Origin of the sequence: Nocardia panacis, from assembly GCF_003598715.1 — a bacterium.
In the GTDB taxonomy this organism is placed as follows: Bacteria; Actinomycetota; Actinomycetes; order Mycobacteriales; family Mycobacteriaceae; genus Nocardia; species Nocardia panacis.
In genome coordinates this window covers 302594-318733 of record NZ_QZFU01000045.1, presented here as the reverse complement: position 1 = coordinate 318733, position 16140 = coordinate 302594, and the positions used below count along the sequence as shown (strand labels likewise).

The 16140-nt window shown below is 67.3% G+C and carries 15 protein-coding genes; 2 read left to right on the top strand and 13 right to left on the bottom strand.

The genetic code is table 11. The annotated features are described in order from the left end of the window. Positions 1 to 231: 231 nt before the first annotated feature. The 12 genes from D5S18_RS32020 to infC form a co-directional block, all read right to left on the bottom strand. Complete coding sequence (locus D5S18_RS32020; RefSeq protein ID WP_239004129.1) at positions 232 to 735, bottom strand: hypothetical protein; 504 nt, start codon at positions 733 to 735, stop codon at positions 232 to 234. Then, the gene (locus D5S18_RS36005) at positions 722 to 1042 is read right to left on the bottom strand and encodes a hypothetical protein (RefSeq protein ID WP_239004128.1); all 321 of its coding nucleotides are present in this window, start codon (positions 1040 to 1042) and stop codon (positions 722 to 724) included. The genes D5S18_RS32020 and D5S18_RS36005 overlap by 14 nt, the downstream gene beginning before the upstream one ends. A gap of 54 nt (positions 1043 to 1096) precedes the next feature. Continuing rightward, positions 1097 to 1585: a hypothetical protein gene (locus D5S18_RS32015; protein ID WP_120044851.1), complete on the bottom strand. Its 489-nt coding sequence runs from the start codon at positions 1583 to 1585 to the stop codon at positions 1097 to 1099. A gap of 189 nt (positions 1586 to 1774) precedes the next feature. Then, the gene (locus tag D5S18_RS32010; RefSeq protein WP_120044850.1) at positions 1775 to 2551 is read right to left on the bottom strand and encodes an alpha/beta hydrolase; all 777 of its coding nucleotides are present in this window, start codon (positions 2549 to 2551) and stop codon (positions 1775 to 1777) included. A 40-nt stretch (positions 2552 to 2591) separates the two neighbouring features. Beyond that, positions 2592 to 3092 (bottom strand): hypothetical protein, encoded by a 501-nt coding sequence (locus D5S18_RS32005; RefSeq protein WP_147404326.1) that lies wholly within the window; start codon positions 3090 to 3092, stop codon positions 2592 to 2594. Between the two features lie 47 nt (positions 3093 to 3139). Further along, a complete protein-coding gene (locus D5S18_RS32000) occupies positions 3140 to 4762 on the bottom strand; it encodes a hypothetical protein (RefSeq protein ID WP_147404324.1) in 1623 nt (540 codons plus the stop codon). A gap of 517 nt (positions 4763 to 5279) precedes the next feature. Continuing rightward, entirely contained in the window at positions 5280 to 7787 is a 2508-nt protein-coding gene (pheT, locus tag D5S18_RS31995; protein ID WP_120044847.1) for a phenylalanine--tRNA ligase subunit beta, read from the bottom strand. Positions 7788 to 7820: 33 nt separating this feature from the next. Continuing rightward, entirely contained in the window at positions 7821 to 8882 is a 1062-nt protein-coding gene (pheS, locus tag D5S18_RS31990) for a phenylalanine--tRNA ligase subunit alpha (RefSeq protein ID WP_120044846.1), read from the bottom strand. A 112-nt stretch (positions 8883 to 8994) separates the two neighbouring features. Continuing rightward, the gene (locus D5S18_RS31985) at positions 8995 to 9819 is read right to left on the bottom strand and encodes a TrmH family RNA methyltransferase (protein WP_239004127.1); all 825 of its coding nucleotides are present in this window, start codon (positions 9817 to 9819) and stop codon (positions 8995 to 8997) included. A 7-nt stretch (positions 9820 to 9826) separates the two neighbouring features. After that, positions 9827 to 10207 (bottom strand): 50S ribosomal protein L20, encoded by a 381-nt coding sequence (gene rplT, locus D5S18_RS31980; RefSeq protein WP_120044844.1) that lies wholly within the window; start codon positions 10205 to 10207, stop codon positions 9827 to 9829. 109 nt (positions 10208 to 10316) lie between these two features. Continuing rightward, complete coding sequence (rpmI, locus tag D5S18_RS31975; RefSeq protein ID WP_120044843.1) at positions 10317 to 10511, bottom strand: 50S ribosomal protein L35; 195 nt, start codon at positions 10509 to 10511, stop codon at positions 10317 to 10319. Between the two features lie 58 nt (positions 10512 to 10569). After that, positions 10570 to 11178: a translation initiation factor IF-3 gene (gene infC, locus D5S18_RS31970; RefSeq protein WP_120044842.1), complete on the bottom strand. Its 609-nt coding sequence runs from the start codon at positions 11176 to 11178 to the stop codon at positions 10570 to 10572. Positions 11179 to 11588: 410 nt separating this feature from the next. Between infC and D5S18_RS31965 the strand changes: the two genes are divergently transcribed. Beyond that, entirely contained in the window at positions 11589 to 11927 is a 339-nt protein-coding gene (locus tag D5S18_RS31965; RefSeq protein ID WP_120044841.1) for a DUF1844 domain-containing protein, read from the top strand. A 260-nt stretch (positions 11928 to 12187) separates the two neighbouring features. After that, positions 12188 to 12904, top strand: a complete 717-nt coding sequence (locus D5S18_RS31960) for an alpha/beta fold hydrolase (RefSeq protein WP_120044840.1) — start codon at positions 12188 to 12190, stop codon at positions 12902 to 12904. A gap of 52 nt (positions 12905 to 12956) precedes the next feature. Here D5S18_RS31960 and uvrA read toward each other — a convergent pair whose 3' ends face one another. Beyond that, positions 12957 to 16013, bottom strand: coding sequence for an excinuclease ABC subunit UvrA (gene uvrA / locus D5S18_RS31955; RefSeq protein ID WP_120044839.1), 3057 nt, complete (start codon positions 16011 to 16013; stop codon positions 12957 to 12959). Positions 16014 to 16140: the final 127 nt, after the last annotated feature.

Sequence of the window (16140 nt, the reverse complement as noted above, 5' to 3'; positions counted from 1 at the left end):
ACTGCTCCACGACGAGCGCACGGGAAGTCATCGAGCAAAATCCCATACGCTCGAACACTCGTCAACTCGAGATGGCTTCGTATACGACTTTGTTCATAGTTTTCGGTCGAGGAGAAATCTGTAGCTACCGACCGGTTCGGTTGAGCAACCCTGGTCGATCCCGTGATCAGCTGTGGCCCAAGTCATCCCACCATGGGATGGCTATTCATCGGCGAATGTTTGCTGGATGGGTCAGGAGGTCGCGAGGATCGCCAAAACCTCATCGGAACAATAGAACGGCTCGAGCTGATCGCGAATCAGCTTCGCCAGCACACCATCGCGCTTGGCCGCCTCGATCACCGCGGGTCCGTAGCGCAGGATCTCGCCGACGATATCGTCTGCGGTCAGACCGAGTTCGGGAAGCATTGCCGCCAGCGAGAAGTCACCGTATCGAGCCAGGAAAACCGCGACGCACTCGTCCACCAGCACCCGCAGGAACTCCTTCTCGCGCGTGGTGACCGCGATCTCATGACACAGCAGCACCAGATCACACAGATCCTGCCGCGACAGATACTCGCGCAGACCGCTCACCGGCTCGTCGGCGTGCAGATCCCAGAACTCCATCGCGGCCTCGTGCACCGGCGCGTCGCGCAGCACCTCCCGGATCGCGCCGGTGGTGCGCTCGAGCGCGAAACTCGCACCCTTGCCCGCCATATCGCCGAGGAAGGTGCTCTCCGTGGCTTTACGCGCGGTCATAGATCGCCTCGGCGAAAACGCCGACCATATCGGCGAATACCGGACTGCCGCCGTTCAGATCCAGCACGATGGCCACCGACTGTTCGGCCTGATCGGCGGAGATGACCTCGCGGACCGCGATGGTCTCGGCGACCGCGAGGGCGGCGGCCACATCGCGGGCCACCACCTCGGCCAGACGCTCGCCGCTCACCTCCGCCAGCAGGAACGCCACCTGAGCGTCGAGCAATCGTGCCGCGATCTCGCGCGATCGTGCTGTGATCTCGTCCGGCTCGCCCAATCGTGCTGGGACCTCGCGCGGCTCGCTCATCGACAAACTCACACCACCCTCGCACTCCGGCGCGCGCCGGACCGAAGTCGCGGGTCAGTCGTTGCCGTGCAAGGACTTCCGGATCCGGTCCAGGCGCTCGCGGGCCGCCTTCTCCCGCGCCTGCCACTGTTCGTCGACGCCGCGGCCCGCCGGGGTGTCGCGATCGAGTTCGCCCATCCCCTGCGCCGTACCGAAGCGCCGCTCGACCTTATCGCGAACTGACTCGAAAGTAGGGACACCGCCCGGCGAATACCCGCCGAGATCGGCGACCGACGGAATACCGGCGGCCGGTATCGGCGACGGCACCGCGTCGACCTGCCCGGATACCGAAGGCTCCGGGCTCGTTTCGGCCGCGTAGGTGGGTTCGGTGGCGGGACTCACAATCTCGCCCGAGACGACATGGCCCAGGACACCCGCCAAATCGTTCAGCGCGGCACGCACCGGCCAGAACGCCGGGCGGCCCGCGGTCGCGGCGAAGAGCACCGCCGCCAGTTCGGCGTCGGGCAGCGCGGCCAGGCTCGCGGCGATCTCGTGATCGCTCATGCCCGCGCCGCGCTGACGCTCGGCACCGGCATGCGCGACGCGCGCCGCACTATGACTCGCTCACTACGTTCGCTCATGAACCCAGGCTACGCAGCGCCATATTTGTCCAGGTCCGACGGCCGGGATAGGCGTAGCTCCGCCTTCGCTCCGGCCATACGCAGGTCTGCGGACAGCTTCGCCGACAGCGCCCTAGGTGAAGGCGCGGGCGGTCCACTCCTGGATCAGATCGAGCCAGCGCTCCGCCGCCGTGACGATCAGATCGTTGTGACCCGCGCCGGGAAAGATGGCCAGCCGCTTGGGTTCCGGTGCGGCGGCGTAGAGGCGTTCGGCGTGCCGAAGCGGCAGCAACTCGTCCCGGTCACCGTGCATGATCAACACCGGTGCGCGCAGATCGCGAATCCGGCGCAGACTCGGATAGGCGTCCGGGACCAGCGGACTCGGCAGATACGGGTAGATGGATCGCGCCGCGTCGCGCAGACCGGTGAAGGTGGACATCAGCACCAGCGCGGCAGGCGGCACGGCGCGGGCCAATTCCACCATCACCCCGCCCCCCAGCGACTTGCCCAGGTACACAATGCGGTTCGGATCGACACCGGGTCGCTCGCGCAGCGCCCGCAGTGCCGCGCGGGAATCCAGATAGGTACCCGCCTCGGTCGGCCGCCCCGTACTGCGACCGTAACCCCGATAGTCGAAGGCGAGCACATCGAATCCGGCCGCCACCAGCAGCGCGTACACCGGGATCCGATCCCCGATATTCCCGGCATTGCCATGCGCGAACAGAATGTGCCCCACCGGATTCCGCCCGGTCCGCGAGGCGGGCAGAAACCACCCGGATACCGTCTCCCCATCCTCGGTGCGCGAGGTCACGGCATGAAACTCGAGCCCCAGCACCGAAGGATCCTGTGCGATCGTCCGACCGGGGAGATAGGTGAGCGAATGCAGAATCGGTCGAGCTGGATGCCACATGGGGTTACCTTAGCGCGAGGATGCGCAGGCGGGCATGTCGCTATTGCCACCCACAATTTCCGATGGCCAATTCCATGAATACCGAGGCCCCTCGCCGCACCGACTCGATCTGCTCGGGCGATATCACCTCTATCATGTGCTGACCTCGAAGACTGTACTCCCACTGCTTCGGATTCGATATGAATGCCACACCGGCCCCGCATCCATCCGGGCGTTTCCCATACGCAACAGCGAAATCGCTATCATCATACTTCTTCTTTTCCAACTCCGACATGTACGGCGGCGGCTCCAACGGAGACAATTTGATCGTCGGCACCGAAACCACTGCCAACGCATCAGGCTTCGGCGCCGGACCAATGAAAAATGCCGTTGCATGGGGTGGATTGTCGCCATCCGACACATCGATAATCGCCGTACGTACAAATCCGACCACCGAGGCCGCTTCCGCAAGCCGCCTCGCCTCGGTCGGTTGATGTCGCCAACTCTGAAACCAATGGATTCCATAGGTCACGAGCCCCCCGAGAACAAGAAAGACAATCATGCAAAGCATCCATCGACGCAGTCGCCTACTGCCGAACAAGTTCCTCATCACCGGTAGGCCCCACTACCGCACAGGATCTGGTTTGCCAGAGCCACCAAACTCACCGAACTACGCCCATGCTCCACCTCATTGTTGCCACCATCGCTCCCATCACGGAAAGAGTCCACACCGCGTGCTACCTGTTCGGAGCGGCCAACCAGTCCTCCAGCGTTGTAGCCGGAACCCAAGAACTGATCCAAAGGCTGACCTGCCTTAACCCGGGACTCCGCGTGGGAGGCGGCTTCCTCATTCAACATCTTCAGGTTATAGGCAGCCGCCTTCATCGCCAGGTCATCATTACCAGCCAGATCCGACCAACTCTGCCCGGAGAATTTATCCTGATACCTTGTCGCGATCTCATTGAATGGATCCTCCTTCATATTCGTCAGCCCAATCGAATTACCGGGTCCGTCATAGTTGAATATCGGCCTCCCATGCTTGCTGGCACCCAATCGACCGGAATTCAACCGCAACTCGTCATACATCACGCCCGCCTGCGGACCTTTCGGATCGGGGTGAAAGGACCCCGGATCCGACAATGCCTGCGGCAACGTCACCCCATCCCTCGGATAGCCCGTGCGCAACGGCGCACCCTCCTGCAATGCCATTGCCAGCACCATTCGAGGATCGACACCGGCCTCATTCCCGTACTTCACGGCCAGCATCGCCCAGTTCTTCACCAGCGGGCCGTACTTGTCCAGAGCATTCGGATCGACGGCCGTCAAAGCTGCCTGTGGCGCTTCCCAAGTCGCGATGACATCCATGGTCGATACCGGCTTGCCGTCATTGTCCCGGCGTTCGAGGCTGTCGACATTGGCCCTCGGATCCCCCGACACCGTCGTCAGCGGCAACTCTTTCAACGCCCGCAGCTGTGGCACGTATTTCAGCACATCAGCGCCGACGACTCCGCGAAACCCATCACGATCCGCGCAGTGCGCCAAATAGTCGAACAGGCTCGTATTCGACGCAGCTGTGGTGAAGTGACTGTACGCGGCGCGAACATCGTCACCGCTGAGTTCCGCGTCGACCGATACCCGCACCACTGTGTTGTCCACCGTGGTGCTCACCGCACCGGGATGGCGGGTGAAGGCAGCAGGCGCGGTGGCGGACAGCCGCTGACGAGCGTCGAGGAGACCATCGTGATGGTTGCGCAGTTCGGTGGCCAGCATGGCGGCGCCGTCGCGGATGCCGTCGGCCCCGCCGGCCAGAACATCGAGCGCCTCCTTGATATCGGGCACCTCCGGAGCGTGGATCACTTCGAAGGAATCACGAATACCCCGCAGTATCGTTGCGGCATTGTCGAGTTCATGGCTGCGGGAGAAGGCGGTCCATGCGGTCGCGGCCGCGTCGAGGGCGTCGGCACGCCCATTCGGCGCACCCTCCCACGTCTCCACAGTCCCGGCACCCCGGATCACCAGACCCGCGCCATTGTCACCCTTCGGATCCGGCATCGGCGGGAACCCGGCATCACCCATCGGCGTGACAGCGGCGCGAGGGGGCAGGGCCGGTGGTGCGCCTTTCGCACCGATCGTGGCGTTGTATTCGGCTGTGCCCCAGTTGTATCCGCAGATGTTCAGGACGTCACCGAAGTGCGCGAGCGCCCCCGCGTACGCCACGATCGCGGTGCGCACCGCACCGGCGAGCTTGTGGCAGGCGGTATTCCAGGCCCGCACCGCCGGATAGTCGCCACCCATTCCCGGATAGGACGGCCAGGGCAGCAGGTCCCGCCCGACAGCGGTATTGATCTCCTCGGTCAAGGAGATCAGCTTTTGTGCCGCCCCGTAGTACACGGCCGGATTTACCGACACCGAATTGTAGGGGCTGGTCATCCGCCATCATCCCCATGCAGGCAGAGCGAAAACACCTGTCAACACCCCCACTTCGAGCCGCCAGAGTCAACGACACAGTACAGCGCCCGAACTCGTAAAGAGCCCTCGAAAGCGAGTTTCCACGGCGCGTCGCGTGGACTCGTCCTTGCGCCGCCGAAGATTCCAGCGCGGCAGAGAAGAACCGGTGCGGCGGGTGCTGTCGCGACACCACCCGACGCACGGGCATCCGGTGGCTGTGGACGCGGCGATACCCGCCCACAGCCACACCGAAAACATTTGCACCGCGATATCTCTCAGGGAATCGCCGTGGATCGGCGACTCAGCGCAGCGCGGCCCCAACGGATTCCGCGGCCGCGGCGACCGCCGCGTCGCGGGCAGCACTGGCCTCGTCCTCGGTGAGGGTGCGGTCGGGGGCGCGGAAGCGCAGGGCGTAGGTGAGGGATTTGCGGCCCTCGCCCGCCTGGGCGCCCTCGTATACGTCGAACAGGGCGATGTCCTCCAGCAGCGTGCCGCCGCCCGAGCGCAGCGCCGTCTCGACCGACGCGGCGGGAACCGTCTTCGGGACGCTCACCGAGACGTCCTGCAATACCGCCGGGAACGGGGAAACCGTTGGCACCGGGCGGGATTCGCGCAGGGGCAGGGCGTCGAGGTCGAGTTCAAGCGCGCAGGTGCGCGGCGGCAGGCCCGAGCGCTCGAGCACGGCGGGATGCAGTTCGCCCGCGTGCCCGATGACCACGCCGTCGACCAGCAGTTCCGCGCAGCGGCCCGGATGCCAGGGCAGATAGGCCCCGGCCCGGCGCTCGATGACGACACCGGCCGCATCGCCGATGGCGTCGGCGAGGGCGAAGGCGTCGGACGCCTCGGCCTGGCGGCCCGGACCCCACGGGCCGCGCGGTTCGCGCCGACCGGTCAGCACCGCGCCGACCCGCACGGGCTGGGCGGGCAGCGAATCGAGCAGTTCGGCGATCTGGGCGTCGGTCGGGCGGCGATCGACAGGCAGTGCCGCCACCGGGCGGGTGCCGGGTCCGGGCAGCACGACCTGGGCGATCCCGTAGAGGGTCAGATCGCGGACGCCGCGCGAGATATTGCGCTGCGCCACCTCCAGTAGACCGGGAAGCAGGGTGGTGGCCAGTTCGGGGCGTTCGGCGTCGAGCGGGTTGAGCACCTCGGCGGTCTCGCGGCGCGGGTCGTCGGCGTCCAGACCCCACGCGTCGAAGACGCCCGCGGGCAGGAAGATCGGCGCGGGCACCTCGACCGCGCCCGCGAAGGCCAGCGCCCGACTCACCGCGCGACGACGGCGCTGGGTCGGGGTCAGCCCGCGTCCGGCGGGCGCGGCGGGCAGCACCGACGGGATCCGCTCCAGTCCCTCGAGTCGCAGCACCTCTTCCACGAGGTCGGCGGGCTGGGCCAGATCGGGTCGCCAACTCGGCGGGGTGACCACCAGCTGACCGTGTCCGGTCGCCTCGTTCACCCCGATCTGCACCTGGCAGCCGATCTGCGCCAGCCTGCGCGCGGAGGTGCCGGTGGGGTAGGTGACCCCGGCGACCCTGTCGGCCAGATCCAGATCGATGCGGATCGGCTCGGTGGCGGGCAGCGGCAGCCGAATATCGGTGAGTGCGGATTCCACAGTGCCACCGGCGATTTCGGCCAGCAGCGCGGCGGCGCGATCGAGGGCGGCGAGGTTGATCTCGGGATCGACGACCCGCTCGTAGCGCTTGCCCGCCTCGGAGACCAGCCGGTGCCGCCCCGCGGTCCGATATACCAGCAGCGGATTCCACACCGCCGCCTCGAGCACGATATCGGTCGACTCCGGACCGACCTCGGTGCTCGCGCCACCCATGACACCGGCCAGCGAGATGACACCGGAGTCGTCGGCGATCACCACATCCTCGGCATCGAGCACCCGCTCGGCCTCGTCCAGGGTGCGCAGCGTCTCGCCGGTATGCGCCCGGCGCACCATGAGTCCGCCATTCAGCTTCGAAGCGTCGAAGGCGTGCAGCGGCTGCCCCAGTTCGAGCATGACGTAGTTGGTGACATCGACGGCGGGCGAGATCGGCCGCACTCCCGACAGCAGCAGCCGCCGCTGCAACCACAGCGGGCTCACCGCCATCGGATCGATGCCGGTGACCCGCCGCACGCCGAACCGGGTGCAGCCGGACTCCGCGTCGACCCGCACCGGCCACGCCTCGCCCGCCGGGGCGGGCAGCGCCCGATCGCGCACGGCGGGGTCGGCGTATTCGAGGTCGAAGCCGCAGGCCAACTCGCGGGCCAGGCCGCGCACGGAGAAGCAGTAGCCCCGGTCCGGGGTGATATTCAGCTCGATGACCGTATCGTCGAGTCCGAGTAGCTCATTGGCGTCGGCGCCCGGCTCGGCCAGGCCCGGTTCCAGCACCAGGATGCCCGAATGATCCTTGCCGATACCGAGTTCGGCGACCGAGCAGATCATGCCGTTGGAGACGTGCCCGTAGGTCTTGCGCGAGGTGATCTCGAATCCGCCGGGCAGCACACCGCCGGGCAGCACCACGACCACCAGATCACCGACGGCGAAATTCCGCGCGCCGCAGATGATTTCCTGCAGCTCCGGCCCGCCGACATCCACCTTGCAGAAGCGGATCGGCTTCTTGAACTCGGTGAGTTCGGTGATCTCGGCGACCCGACCGACCACCAGCGGATGCGCGGACGAACCCGAGATCCGCGTCAGCTTGTCGACCTCTTCGACCTCGAGGCCGACCCGGACGAAGCCCGCGTCGAGTTCCTCCGGCGTCACCGACCACTCGGGCACGGTGCGCCGGATGATTTCCGTCAGCCAGGACTGCGCTACTCGCACTTGACGTTTCGCTCTCTCGCTGGAAGGGGGTTGTCAGGACCGGATGCCGAAGGGCAGCGTGAAGCGCACGTCGCCCTCGACGATATCGCGCATATCCGGGATGCCATTGCGGAACTGGAGTGTGCGCTCGAGCCCCATACCGAAGGCGAATCCGCTGTACACCTCTGGGTTCACACCGCTGGCGATGAGCACCTTCGGATTCACCATGCCGCAGCCGCCCCACTCGACCCAGCCCGCGCCGCCCTTCTTGTCCGGGAACCACACGTCGACCTCGGCGGAGGGTTCGGTGAAGGGAAAGTAGTTGGGGCGCATCCTGGTTCGGGTATCCGGGCCGAACAGCGCGCGGGCGAACGCGTCGAGCGTGCCGCGCAAATGCGCCATCGTCAGGCCCTTGTCCACGGCCAGACCCTCGACCTGGGAGAACACCGGGGTGTGGGTGGCGTCCAACTCGTCGGTGCGGAAGGTGCGACCGGGGCACACCACGTAGATCGGTAGGTCGCGCTCGAGCAGGGTGCGCACCTGGACCGGCGAGGTGTGGGTGCGCAGCACCTGGCGCGACCCCTCCGGCGCGAGATGGAAGGTGTCCTGCATGGTGCGGGCCGGATGGTCCGGCAGGAAGTTGAGCGCGTCGAAATTGAAGTGCTCGGTCTCCACCTCGGGACCCTCGGCCACCTCCCAGCCCATGGCCACGAACACGTCGGCGACCTGCTCGGAGATGACGGTGATCGGATGCCTGGCGCCCGGCGCGGTGCGACGGGCGGGCAGCGTGACATCGATGGTCTCGGCCACCAGGACCGCGGCATCGCGTTCGGCGAGCAGCACGGCCCGGCGCGATTCGAACGCCTCCGAGATGCGCGCCCGCGTCGCGTTGACCCGCTTGCCCGCCTCGGACTTCTCCTCCTTGGGCAGGCTGCCCATCGCCCGCTGCGCCAGCGCGAGCGGCGCCTTGCCGCCGAGGTGTTCGGTCTTCGCGACCGCGAGCGCGTCCAGATCGGCGGCCGCCGCGAACGCCTTCTCCGCCTCCGCCGCCGCCGCGGCCAAGGCCGCCTCGGTCAGCGGCGCGCCCTGCTCGACTCCGTCGTTGTCGGCCACGATCGTTCGTCTCTCCCCTGGGGATCGGTACGCGGACGGCCCGCGCCGCCCACATTGCTGCTGGTGGAATCCTATGGGATGACCCGATGCCGATTCACACCGATTACCGGCGGCCCTACCTCGCGTGCTGGACGCGCGACCCGGCGTAGAGGCAGATCGCCGCGGCCGCCGCCAGATTCAGACTCTCGGCGCGACCGTGAATGGGTATCCGGATCCGATGATCGGCCCGCGCGGCCACGGCCGGATCCAGCCCGTGCGCCTCATTGCCGAACAGCCACGCCACCGGGCCGCGCAGCAGTTCGTCGGCGTCGTCGAGATCGACCTCACCGGTGGCGGCGGTCGCGAGCACGGTGATCCCGGCCGCGCCCAACGCGGCCAATACCGCGTCGGTGTGGCGCTCGCGGGCGATGGGCACATGGAAGAGGCTGCCCGCGCCGGACCGCACACATTTACCATTGTGCGGATCGACCGAATCACCGGCCAGCACAACACCATTCGCGCCGACCGCGTCGGCCACCCGGATGAGCGTGCCCGCATTGCCCGGATCGGCGATGCCGACCGGCACCGCCAGCAGGCGCGGGGCCGCGTCCAGCACCGCTGCCAGCGGCACATCCACCTGACGGCACACCGCGACCAGGCCGGGCGGGGTCACCGTCTCGCCCAGCGACTGGGCGGCGCGCTCGCTCACCAGCGTGGTGCGCACACCGAGCGCCGCCGCGCCCGCGACCAACTCGGTCTCGCGGGCGGCCGCGCCCTCGGTGTAGAACAGCTCCGTGACCCGCGCGGTATCCAGCGCCGCCGCAACCGAATTCGCGCCCTCGGCGAGAAACAGTCCCGAACGCCGCCGCCCCGCCGTGCGCTGGAGCTTGACAGCGGAAACGACCCGCGGATTGCGCTCGGAGAGCGCGTCCGCGGGCCGTTCCCGATGCTGGGTCACCACCGAGGAATCAGGCGGCGGGAGCGTTGACGTCCTGCGGCAGGGCGGCCTTGGCCACCGCGACCAGGCCGGCGAACGCCTCGGCGTCCGACACCGCGAGCTCGGCCAGGATCTTGCGGTCCACCTCGACACCCGCGGCCTTCAGGCCCTGGATGAAGCGGTTGTAGGTGATGTCGTTGGCGCGGGCCGCCGCGTTGATGCGGGCGATCCACAGCTTGCGGAAATCACCCTTGCGTGCCCGGCGGTCCCGGTAGGCGTAGGTGAGCGAGTGCAGCTGCTGTTCCTTGGCCTTGCGGTACAGCCGCGAACGCTGCCCGCGGTAGCCCTTGGATGCCTCGAGGATGGAACGGCGCTTCTTCTGAGCGTTGACGGCCCTCTTGACGCGTGCCACTGGTCAGTCCTGTCGATCTAGGGGGCGCGACGAGGCGCCCGGAGAATTGGTCGGAGTTGGCGTCCGGAATCCGGATCGCGGTGTGCCGTACGGCAGATCCCGTGGGGGATCAGAGGCCGAGCAGCTTCTTCACGCGACGGACGTCGGCCTTCGCGACGACCTCCGTGCCGTCCAGACGACGAGTCCGGCGGGTGGGCTTGTGCTCGAGCAGGTGGCGACGGTTCGCCTGCTGACGCAGCAGCTTGCCGCGGCCCGAAACCTTGAAACGCTTCGAGGCGCCGCTGTGGCTCTTCATCTTCGGCATGGATTCCTCATATCTGTCGTACCGGCGCTCGCGCGGAACGCCGGTGTGCTGATCGGTATTACTGCGGGGCGGCGGTCTCGGCCTGCGCCGGAGCCTGCGCGGGAGCGGGGGCCGGACGGGACTGCGCGGCCTGTTGCGCCTTCACTCGCGTCTTCGCGCCCTTGTGCGGGGCGAGGACCATGGTCATATTCCGGCCGTCCTGCTTGGCCGAGGTTTCGACGAAACCGAGCTCGGCGACGTCGGAGGCCAGTCGCTGCAGCAACCGGAACCCGAGTTCGGGTCGGGACTGCTCACGCCCACGGAACATGATCGTCACCTTGACCTTCGACCCGGCCTCCAGGAAGCGCACCACGTGGCCCTTCTTGGTCTCGTAGTCGTGGTCGTCGATCTTGGGGCGGAGCTTCTGCTCCTTGATCACGGTCTGCTGCTGGTTCTTGCGGGACTCGCGCGCCTTCTGCGCGGTCTCGTACTTGAACTTGCCGTAGTCCATGATCTTGCAGACCGGTGGACGTGCATCGGGGGCGACCTCGACCAGGTCGAGATCCGCCTCCATGGCGACGCGTAGCGCATCTTCAACACGCACGATCCCAACCTGCTCACCACCGGGTCCGATGAGACGAACCTCGGGGACGCGGATGCGATCGTTGATGCGGGTCTCAGTGCTGATGGGGCCTCCTAGGTCAAGCGGTGTCGTCTAACGACCGCGCGCAATAACTGCAACCCCTTATTTCAACACGAAGGCCCCGGTGCGGTATTTCGCCGCCTCGGGGCCCGATGTCGACCGGTCCGTCCACGGGGGACGTCTCGCGCGATCGGGTTCTGCCGAGAGAACCATCGCACAAGAAAACCGCCCCCGAAAGGGCGGGTGACCGGACCGTTCGACCTGTTCGGTGAAACGGTGGGAGTCGGGCTCCACTTATCTGCCCCGCGTACACGGGGCGGTCGTCGGGCAACAGTTTAACAGTCCGAACTGCTATCACCGAATCGGCGGGTCAGCGCCCGGTGCGCCGCTGCTCGCACCCCGCGCCGCCGACCCCGTCGGTCGCAGCCGCACACCAGTTTGTCATCCTCATTGTCATGAGTGAGGAAGCCACCGACATTCGCGAACTCGCCGATATCCCCGCGATCGAGGTGATCAGCCGCGCCGCGGTGATGCTGATGAGTTCGGCCGCCGAGAAGCTCGGCCTCGCCGACGCGGATCCCGAGACCAGCCCGCGCAAGGATCTGGACGAGGCGCGGCGGGTCATCACGGCGCTGGCCGGGCTGGTCAGCGCCTCGGTGGAATACCTCGGCCCGCACGCCGGTCCCATTCGCGAGGGTCTGCAATCGCTGCAGCGGGCCTTCCGGGAGGCGTCGGCGCATCCCGACGAGCCCGGCAAGGGGCCGGGCGAGAAGTACACCGGCCCGGTGTACTGACCGCGCGACGCGCCCGGCCGGACCCGTTGAAATTCCTGCGGGACAAGGCAATCGATGGAATCATGTGGTCCACGCTTTAGGCGACGACGAGGTCTGCCTGCGCGGTGGAGCAACACAGCGGTGTGGCAACCCAGCGGTGTCGCTGTGTCACACCCCGGCTCGCCCCCGGACCCTCTGCCTCCGACGCCGCCCGATCCCCGGATTCCGGCACCGCGCCCGGCTGATCGCGTATCAGGATCAACCCAACTGACGGGGGTTTCATGACGACACGAATTCTGCTGGTGCCCGGTTTCTGGTTGGGCGCATGGTCGTGGGACGAGGTGGCCGCCGAACTGCGGGCGCTCGGACACGAGGTGACCGCACACACCCCGCGCGGCCTGGATCCGGCCGATCCGGACCGGCTCACGGTCACGCTGGAGGAGCAGGCGCGCGGCATCGTCGACGCGGTCGCCGAGGACGAGCAGGTGGTGCTGGTGCTGCACAGCGGCGCGGGCGTCACCGGTTACCTGGCCACCGATCTCGCGCCGGAGAAATTCCTGCGCGTGGTCTATGTGGATACCGCGCCGGGGCACGAGGGGTTCGCGGTGAATCCCACCCTCGATCCGGTGTTGAAAGCGTGGGAACTGCCCGAATGGGCGGAATTCCGCGCACAGGGTCCCCAGCTGCTCGACGGCCTGAACGAGCAGGCGTTGGCCCGCTTCCGCGAGCGCGCCGTCTCCGAACCGGCGGGCCTGGCCGCCGTGCCGCTGAAGCTCAGCGCGGAGTCCGAGCGATTGACCATCCCCAGCACCATCGTGTGCTGCACCTTCACCGAGGCGCAGATGCGGGCCGAACTCGCCCGGCCCGAACCGTCGTGGCTGTTCGAGGAGGTGCGCCGCATCGACGTCGACTGCCTCGAACTCCCCACCGGACACTGGCCGCAGTTCAGCCGCCCGAAGGAACTCGCCGCGCTCATCGAGCTGGTGGCCGACCGCTGATCGCCCTGCGGCGCGGCGGGTTTCGGCGCACACCGAAACCCGCCGCCCGCGATCAGCGCAGCGCGGCCGCCTTCCGGGACGCCCGCTTGGCCGCCGCGCGCGCGGCCGCGGCCGGATCCTCCTTGTCGGCCTTGCCTTTGTCGGCCTTGGCGGCGGGCGCCTTCTTGGCGGCCGCCGCCTGCTTCGGGGCCGCGGCCTTCTTGGCCGACTTGCGCACGGGCGCGGCGGATTTCGCGGCGCGCGCCGAGGCCGCGGGCTGGGCCAGTGCCTCGCGCAGGAACTGCCCGGTGTAGCTCTGCGGCACCTCGACCACCTCCTCCGGGGTGCCCTCGGCCACCACGGTGCCGCCGCCCGCGCCGCCCTCCGGCCCCATATCGATCACCCAGTCGGAGGTCTTGATGACATCCAGGTTGTGCTCGATGACAATGACCGTATTGCCCTTGTCCACCAGGCCATTGATCACCAGAAGCAGTTTGCGGATGTCCTCGAAGTGCAGGCCGGTGGTGGGCTCGTCGAGGATGTAGACGGTGCGGCCGGTGGATCGCTTCTGCAACTCGGCGGCCAACTTCACCCGCTGGGCCTCGCCGCCGGACAGGGTGGTGGCGCTCTGGCCCAGCCGCACATAACCCAAGCCCACGTCGACCAGCGTCTTGAGATAGCGGTGGATCGAGGTGATCGGCTCGAAGAACCCCGCCGCCTCCTCGATCGGCATATCGAGCACCTCGGCGATCGTCTTGCCCTTGTAGTGCACCTCCAGCGTTTCCCGGTTGTAGCGGTCGCCGTGGCAGACCTCGCACGGGACATAAACGTCCGGCAGGAAGTTCATCTCGATCTTCAGGGTGCCGTCGCCCGAGCACGCCTCGCAGCGACCGCCCTTCACATTGAAGGAGAATCGGCCCGGCTGGTAGCCGCGCACCTTGGCCTCGGTGGTTGACGCGAACAGGGTGCGGATTTTGTCGAAGACGCCGGTGTAGGTGGCCGGATTGGAACGCGGGGTGCGGCCGATGGGCGACTGGTCCACCTGGACCAGCTTGTCGAGATGATCGAGGCCGTTGACCCTGGCGTGGCGCCCCGGCACCTGACGCGCGCCATTGAGTCGATTGGCCAGCACGGTGGCCAGGATGTCGTTGACCAGGGTGGACTTACCCGATCCGGAGACACCGGTGACCGAGGTGAGCACGCCGAGCGGGAACGCGACATCGATCCCGCGCAGGTTGTGCTCGGTCGCGCCGACGACGGTGAGTTTGCGTTTGCGGTCGATCGGGCGGCGCACCATGGGCACCTCGATCCGCTCGCGACCGGAAAGATACGCGCCGGTCAGCGAATTCGGCTCGATGAGCAGGTCGGCGTAGGTGCCCGAATGCACGACGCGGCCGCCGTGCTCCCCCGCCAGTGGGCCGATGTCGACCACCCAGTCCGAGGCGCGAATGGTGTCCTCGTCGTGCTCGACCACGATCAGGGTGTTGCCGAGATTGCGCAGCCTGCTGAGGGTTTCGATGAGTTTGCGGTTGTCGCGCTGGTGCAGGCCGATGGACGGCTCGTCCAGTACGTAGAGCACGCCGACCAGACCCGATCCGATCTGGGTGGCCAACCGGATGCGCTGCGCCTCACCGCCGGAGAGGGTGGCGGCGGCCCTGGACAGCGACAGGTACTGCAGGCCGACATCGAGCAGGAAGCCGAGGCGGGCCTGGATCTCCTTGAGCACCTGTCCGGCGATGGCGGCCTGGCGGGTGTCGAGGGTCAGCGCGGTCAGGAACTCGGAGCAATCCCCGATGGACAGCTCGCTGACCTCGGCGATGCTGCGGCGCTGCCCGTCGGCGGTGAGGGTGACGGCCAGGATCTCCGGCCGCAGCCGCGCGCCGTGGCACACCGGGCACGGCACATCGCGCATGTAGCCCTCGTAGTGCTCCTTCATCTGCTCGGATTCGGTGCCGTCGAGGCGCCGCTGCAGGAAGGGCATGACGCCCTCGAAATCGGCGTAGTACGAGCGCTTTCGGCCGTAGCGGTTGGTGTAGGAGACGTGCACCTGGTCCGAGCTGCCCTCGAGGACGGCCTTGCGCGCCCGCTGCGGCAACTGCTGCCACGGGGTGTCCATGGAGAAGCCGATGGATTCGGCCAGGCCCGACAGCAACCTGGTGAAGTACTCGGCGGTCTGGCCGCGCGACCACGGGGCGATGGCCCCCGCGTTCAGGCTCAGTTCCGGATCGGGGACGACGAGGTCCGGATCCACCTCTTTGCGGATACCCAACCCGGTGCAGTCCGGGCACGCGCCGTAGGGCGAGTTGAAGGAGAACGAGCGCGGCTCCAGATCCTCGATATCGAGCGGATGACCGTTGGGGCAGGCCAAACGCTCGGAGAAGCGGCGCTCCCGGTCGTGGGCGTGCTCGTCGCGGTCCACGAAATCCAGCACCACGATGCCGTCGGCGAGCCGCAGCGCGGTCTCGATCGAATCCGTCAGGCGCTGTTTGGAATTCGGCTTGACCTGGAGGCGGTCGACCACGACCTCGACATCGTGCTTCTCCTGCTTCTTGAGCTTGGGCGGGTCGGTGAGGGAATGGACCACGCCGTCGACGCGCACCCGCGAATAGCCCTGGGAGTGCAACTGGTCGAACAGGTCGACGAATTCGCCCTTACGGGTGCGCACCACCGGGGCCAGCACCTGGAACTTGATGCCCTCCTCCATAGCGAGCACCTGGTCCACGATTTGCTGCGGGGTCTGCTTGGCGATGAGCTCGCCGCAGACCGGGCAGTGCGGGGTGCCGGCGCGCGCGTAGAGCAGGCGCAGGTAGTCGTACACCTCGGTGATGGTGCCGACCGTGGAGCGCGGGTTGCGGTTGGTGGATTTCTGGTCGATGGAGACCGCGGGCGAGAGGCCCTCGATGAAATCGACATCGGGTTTGTCCATCTGGCCCAGGAACTGGCGGGCGTAGGCCGACAGCGATTCCACGTAGCGGCGCTGCCCCTCGGCGAAGATGGTGTCGAAGGCCAGGCTGGACTTGCCCGATCCGGACAGCCCCGTGAAGACGATGAGGCTGTCGCGGGGCAGGTCCAGGTCAACCCCCTTGAGGTTGTGTTCCCGAGCTCCGCGCACAGTGAGGCGTTCCGCCACGGCCGTCCCTTCATTCCGTATCCGACATGCCACCCCCCGCGCCATGCTAAGCGCGACCACCGACAAGTTCCGTAGAGCGGGCTGGTTCGCCGGGATCGATGGTGTGCGATCGGTGGGGCGGCTACTT

Coding starts and splice junctions, on each gene's coding strand:
- D5S18_RS32020 (WP_239004129.1), bottom strand. CDS start 735: ATGACCGCGCGTAAAGCCACGGAGAGCACCTTCCTCGGCGATATGGCG.
- D5S18_RS36005 (WP_239004128.1), bottom strand. CDS start 1,042: ATGAGCGAGCCGCGCGAGGTCCCAGCACGATTGGGCGAGCCGGACGAG.
- D5S18_RS32015 (WP_120044851.1), bottom strand. CDS start 1,585: ATGAGCGATCACGAGATCGCCGCGAGCCTGGCCGCGCTGCCCGACGCC.
- D5S18_RS32010 (WP_120044850.1), bottom strand. CDS start 2,551: ATGTGGCATCCAGCTCGACCGATTCTGCATTCGCTCACCTATCTCCCC.
- D5S18_RS32005 (WP_147404326.1), bottom strand. CDS start 3,092: ATGATTGTCTTTCTTGTTCTCGGGGGGCTCGTGACCTATGGAATCCAT.
- rpmI (WP_120044843.1), bottom strand. CDS start 10,511: ATGCCGAAGATGAAGAGCCACAGCGGCGCCTCGAAGCGTTTCAAGGTT.
- D5S18_RS31965 (WP_120044841.1), top strand. CDS start 11,589: ATGAGTGAGGAAGCCACCGACATTCGCGAACTCGCCGATATCCCCGCG.
- D5S18_RS31960 (WP_120044840.1), top strand. CDS start 12,188: ATGACGACACGAATTCTGCTGGTGCCCGGTTTCTGGTTGGGCGCATGG.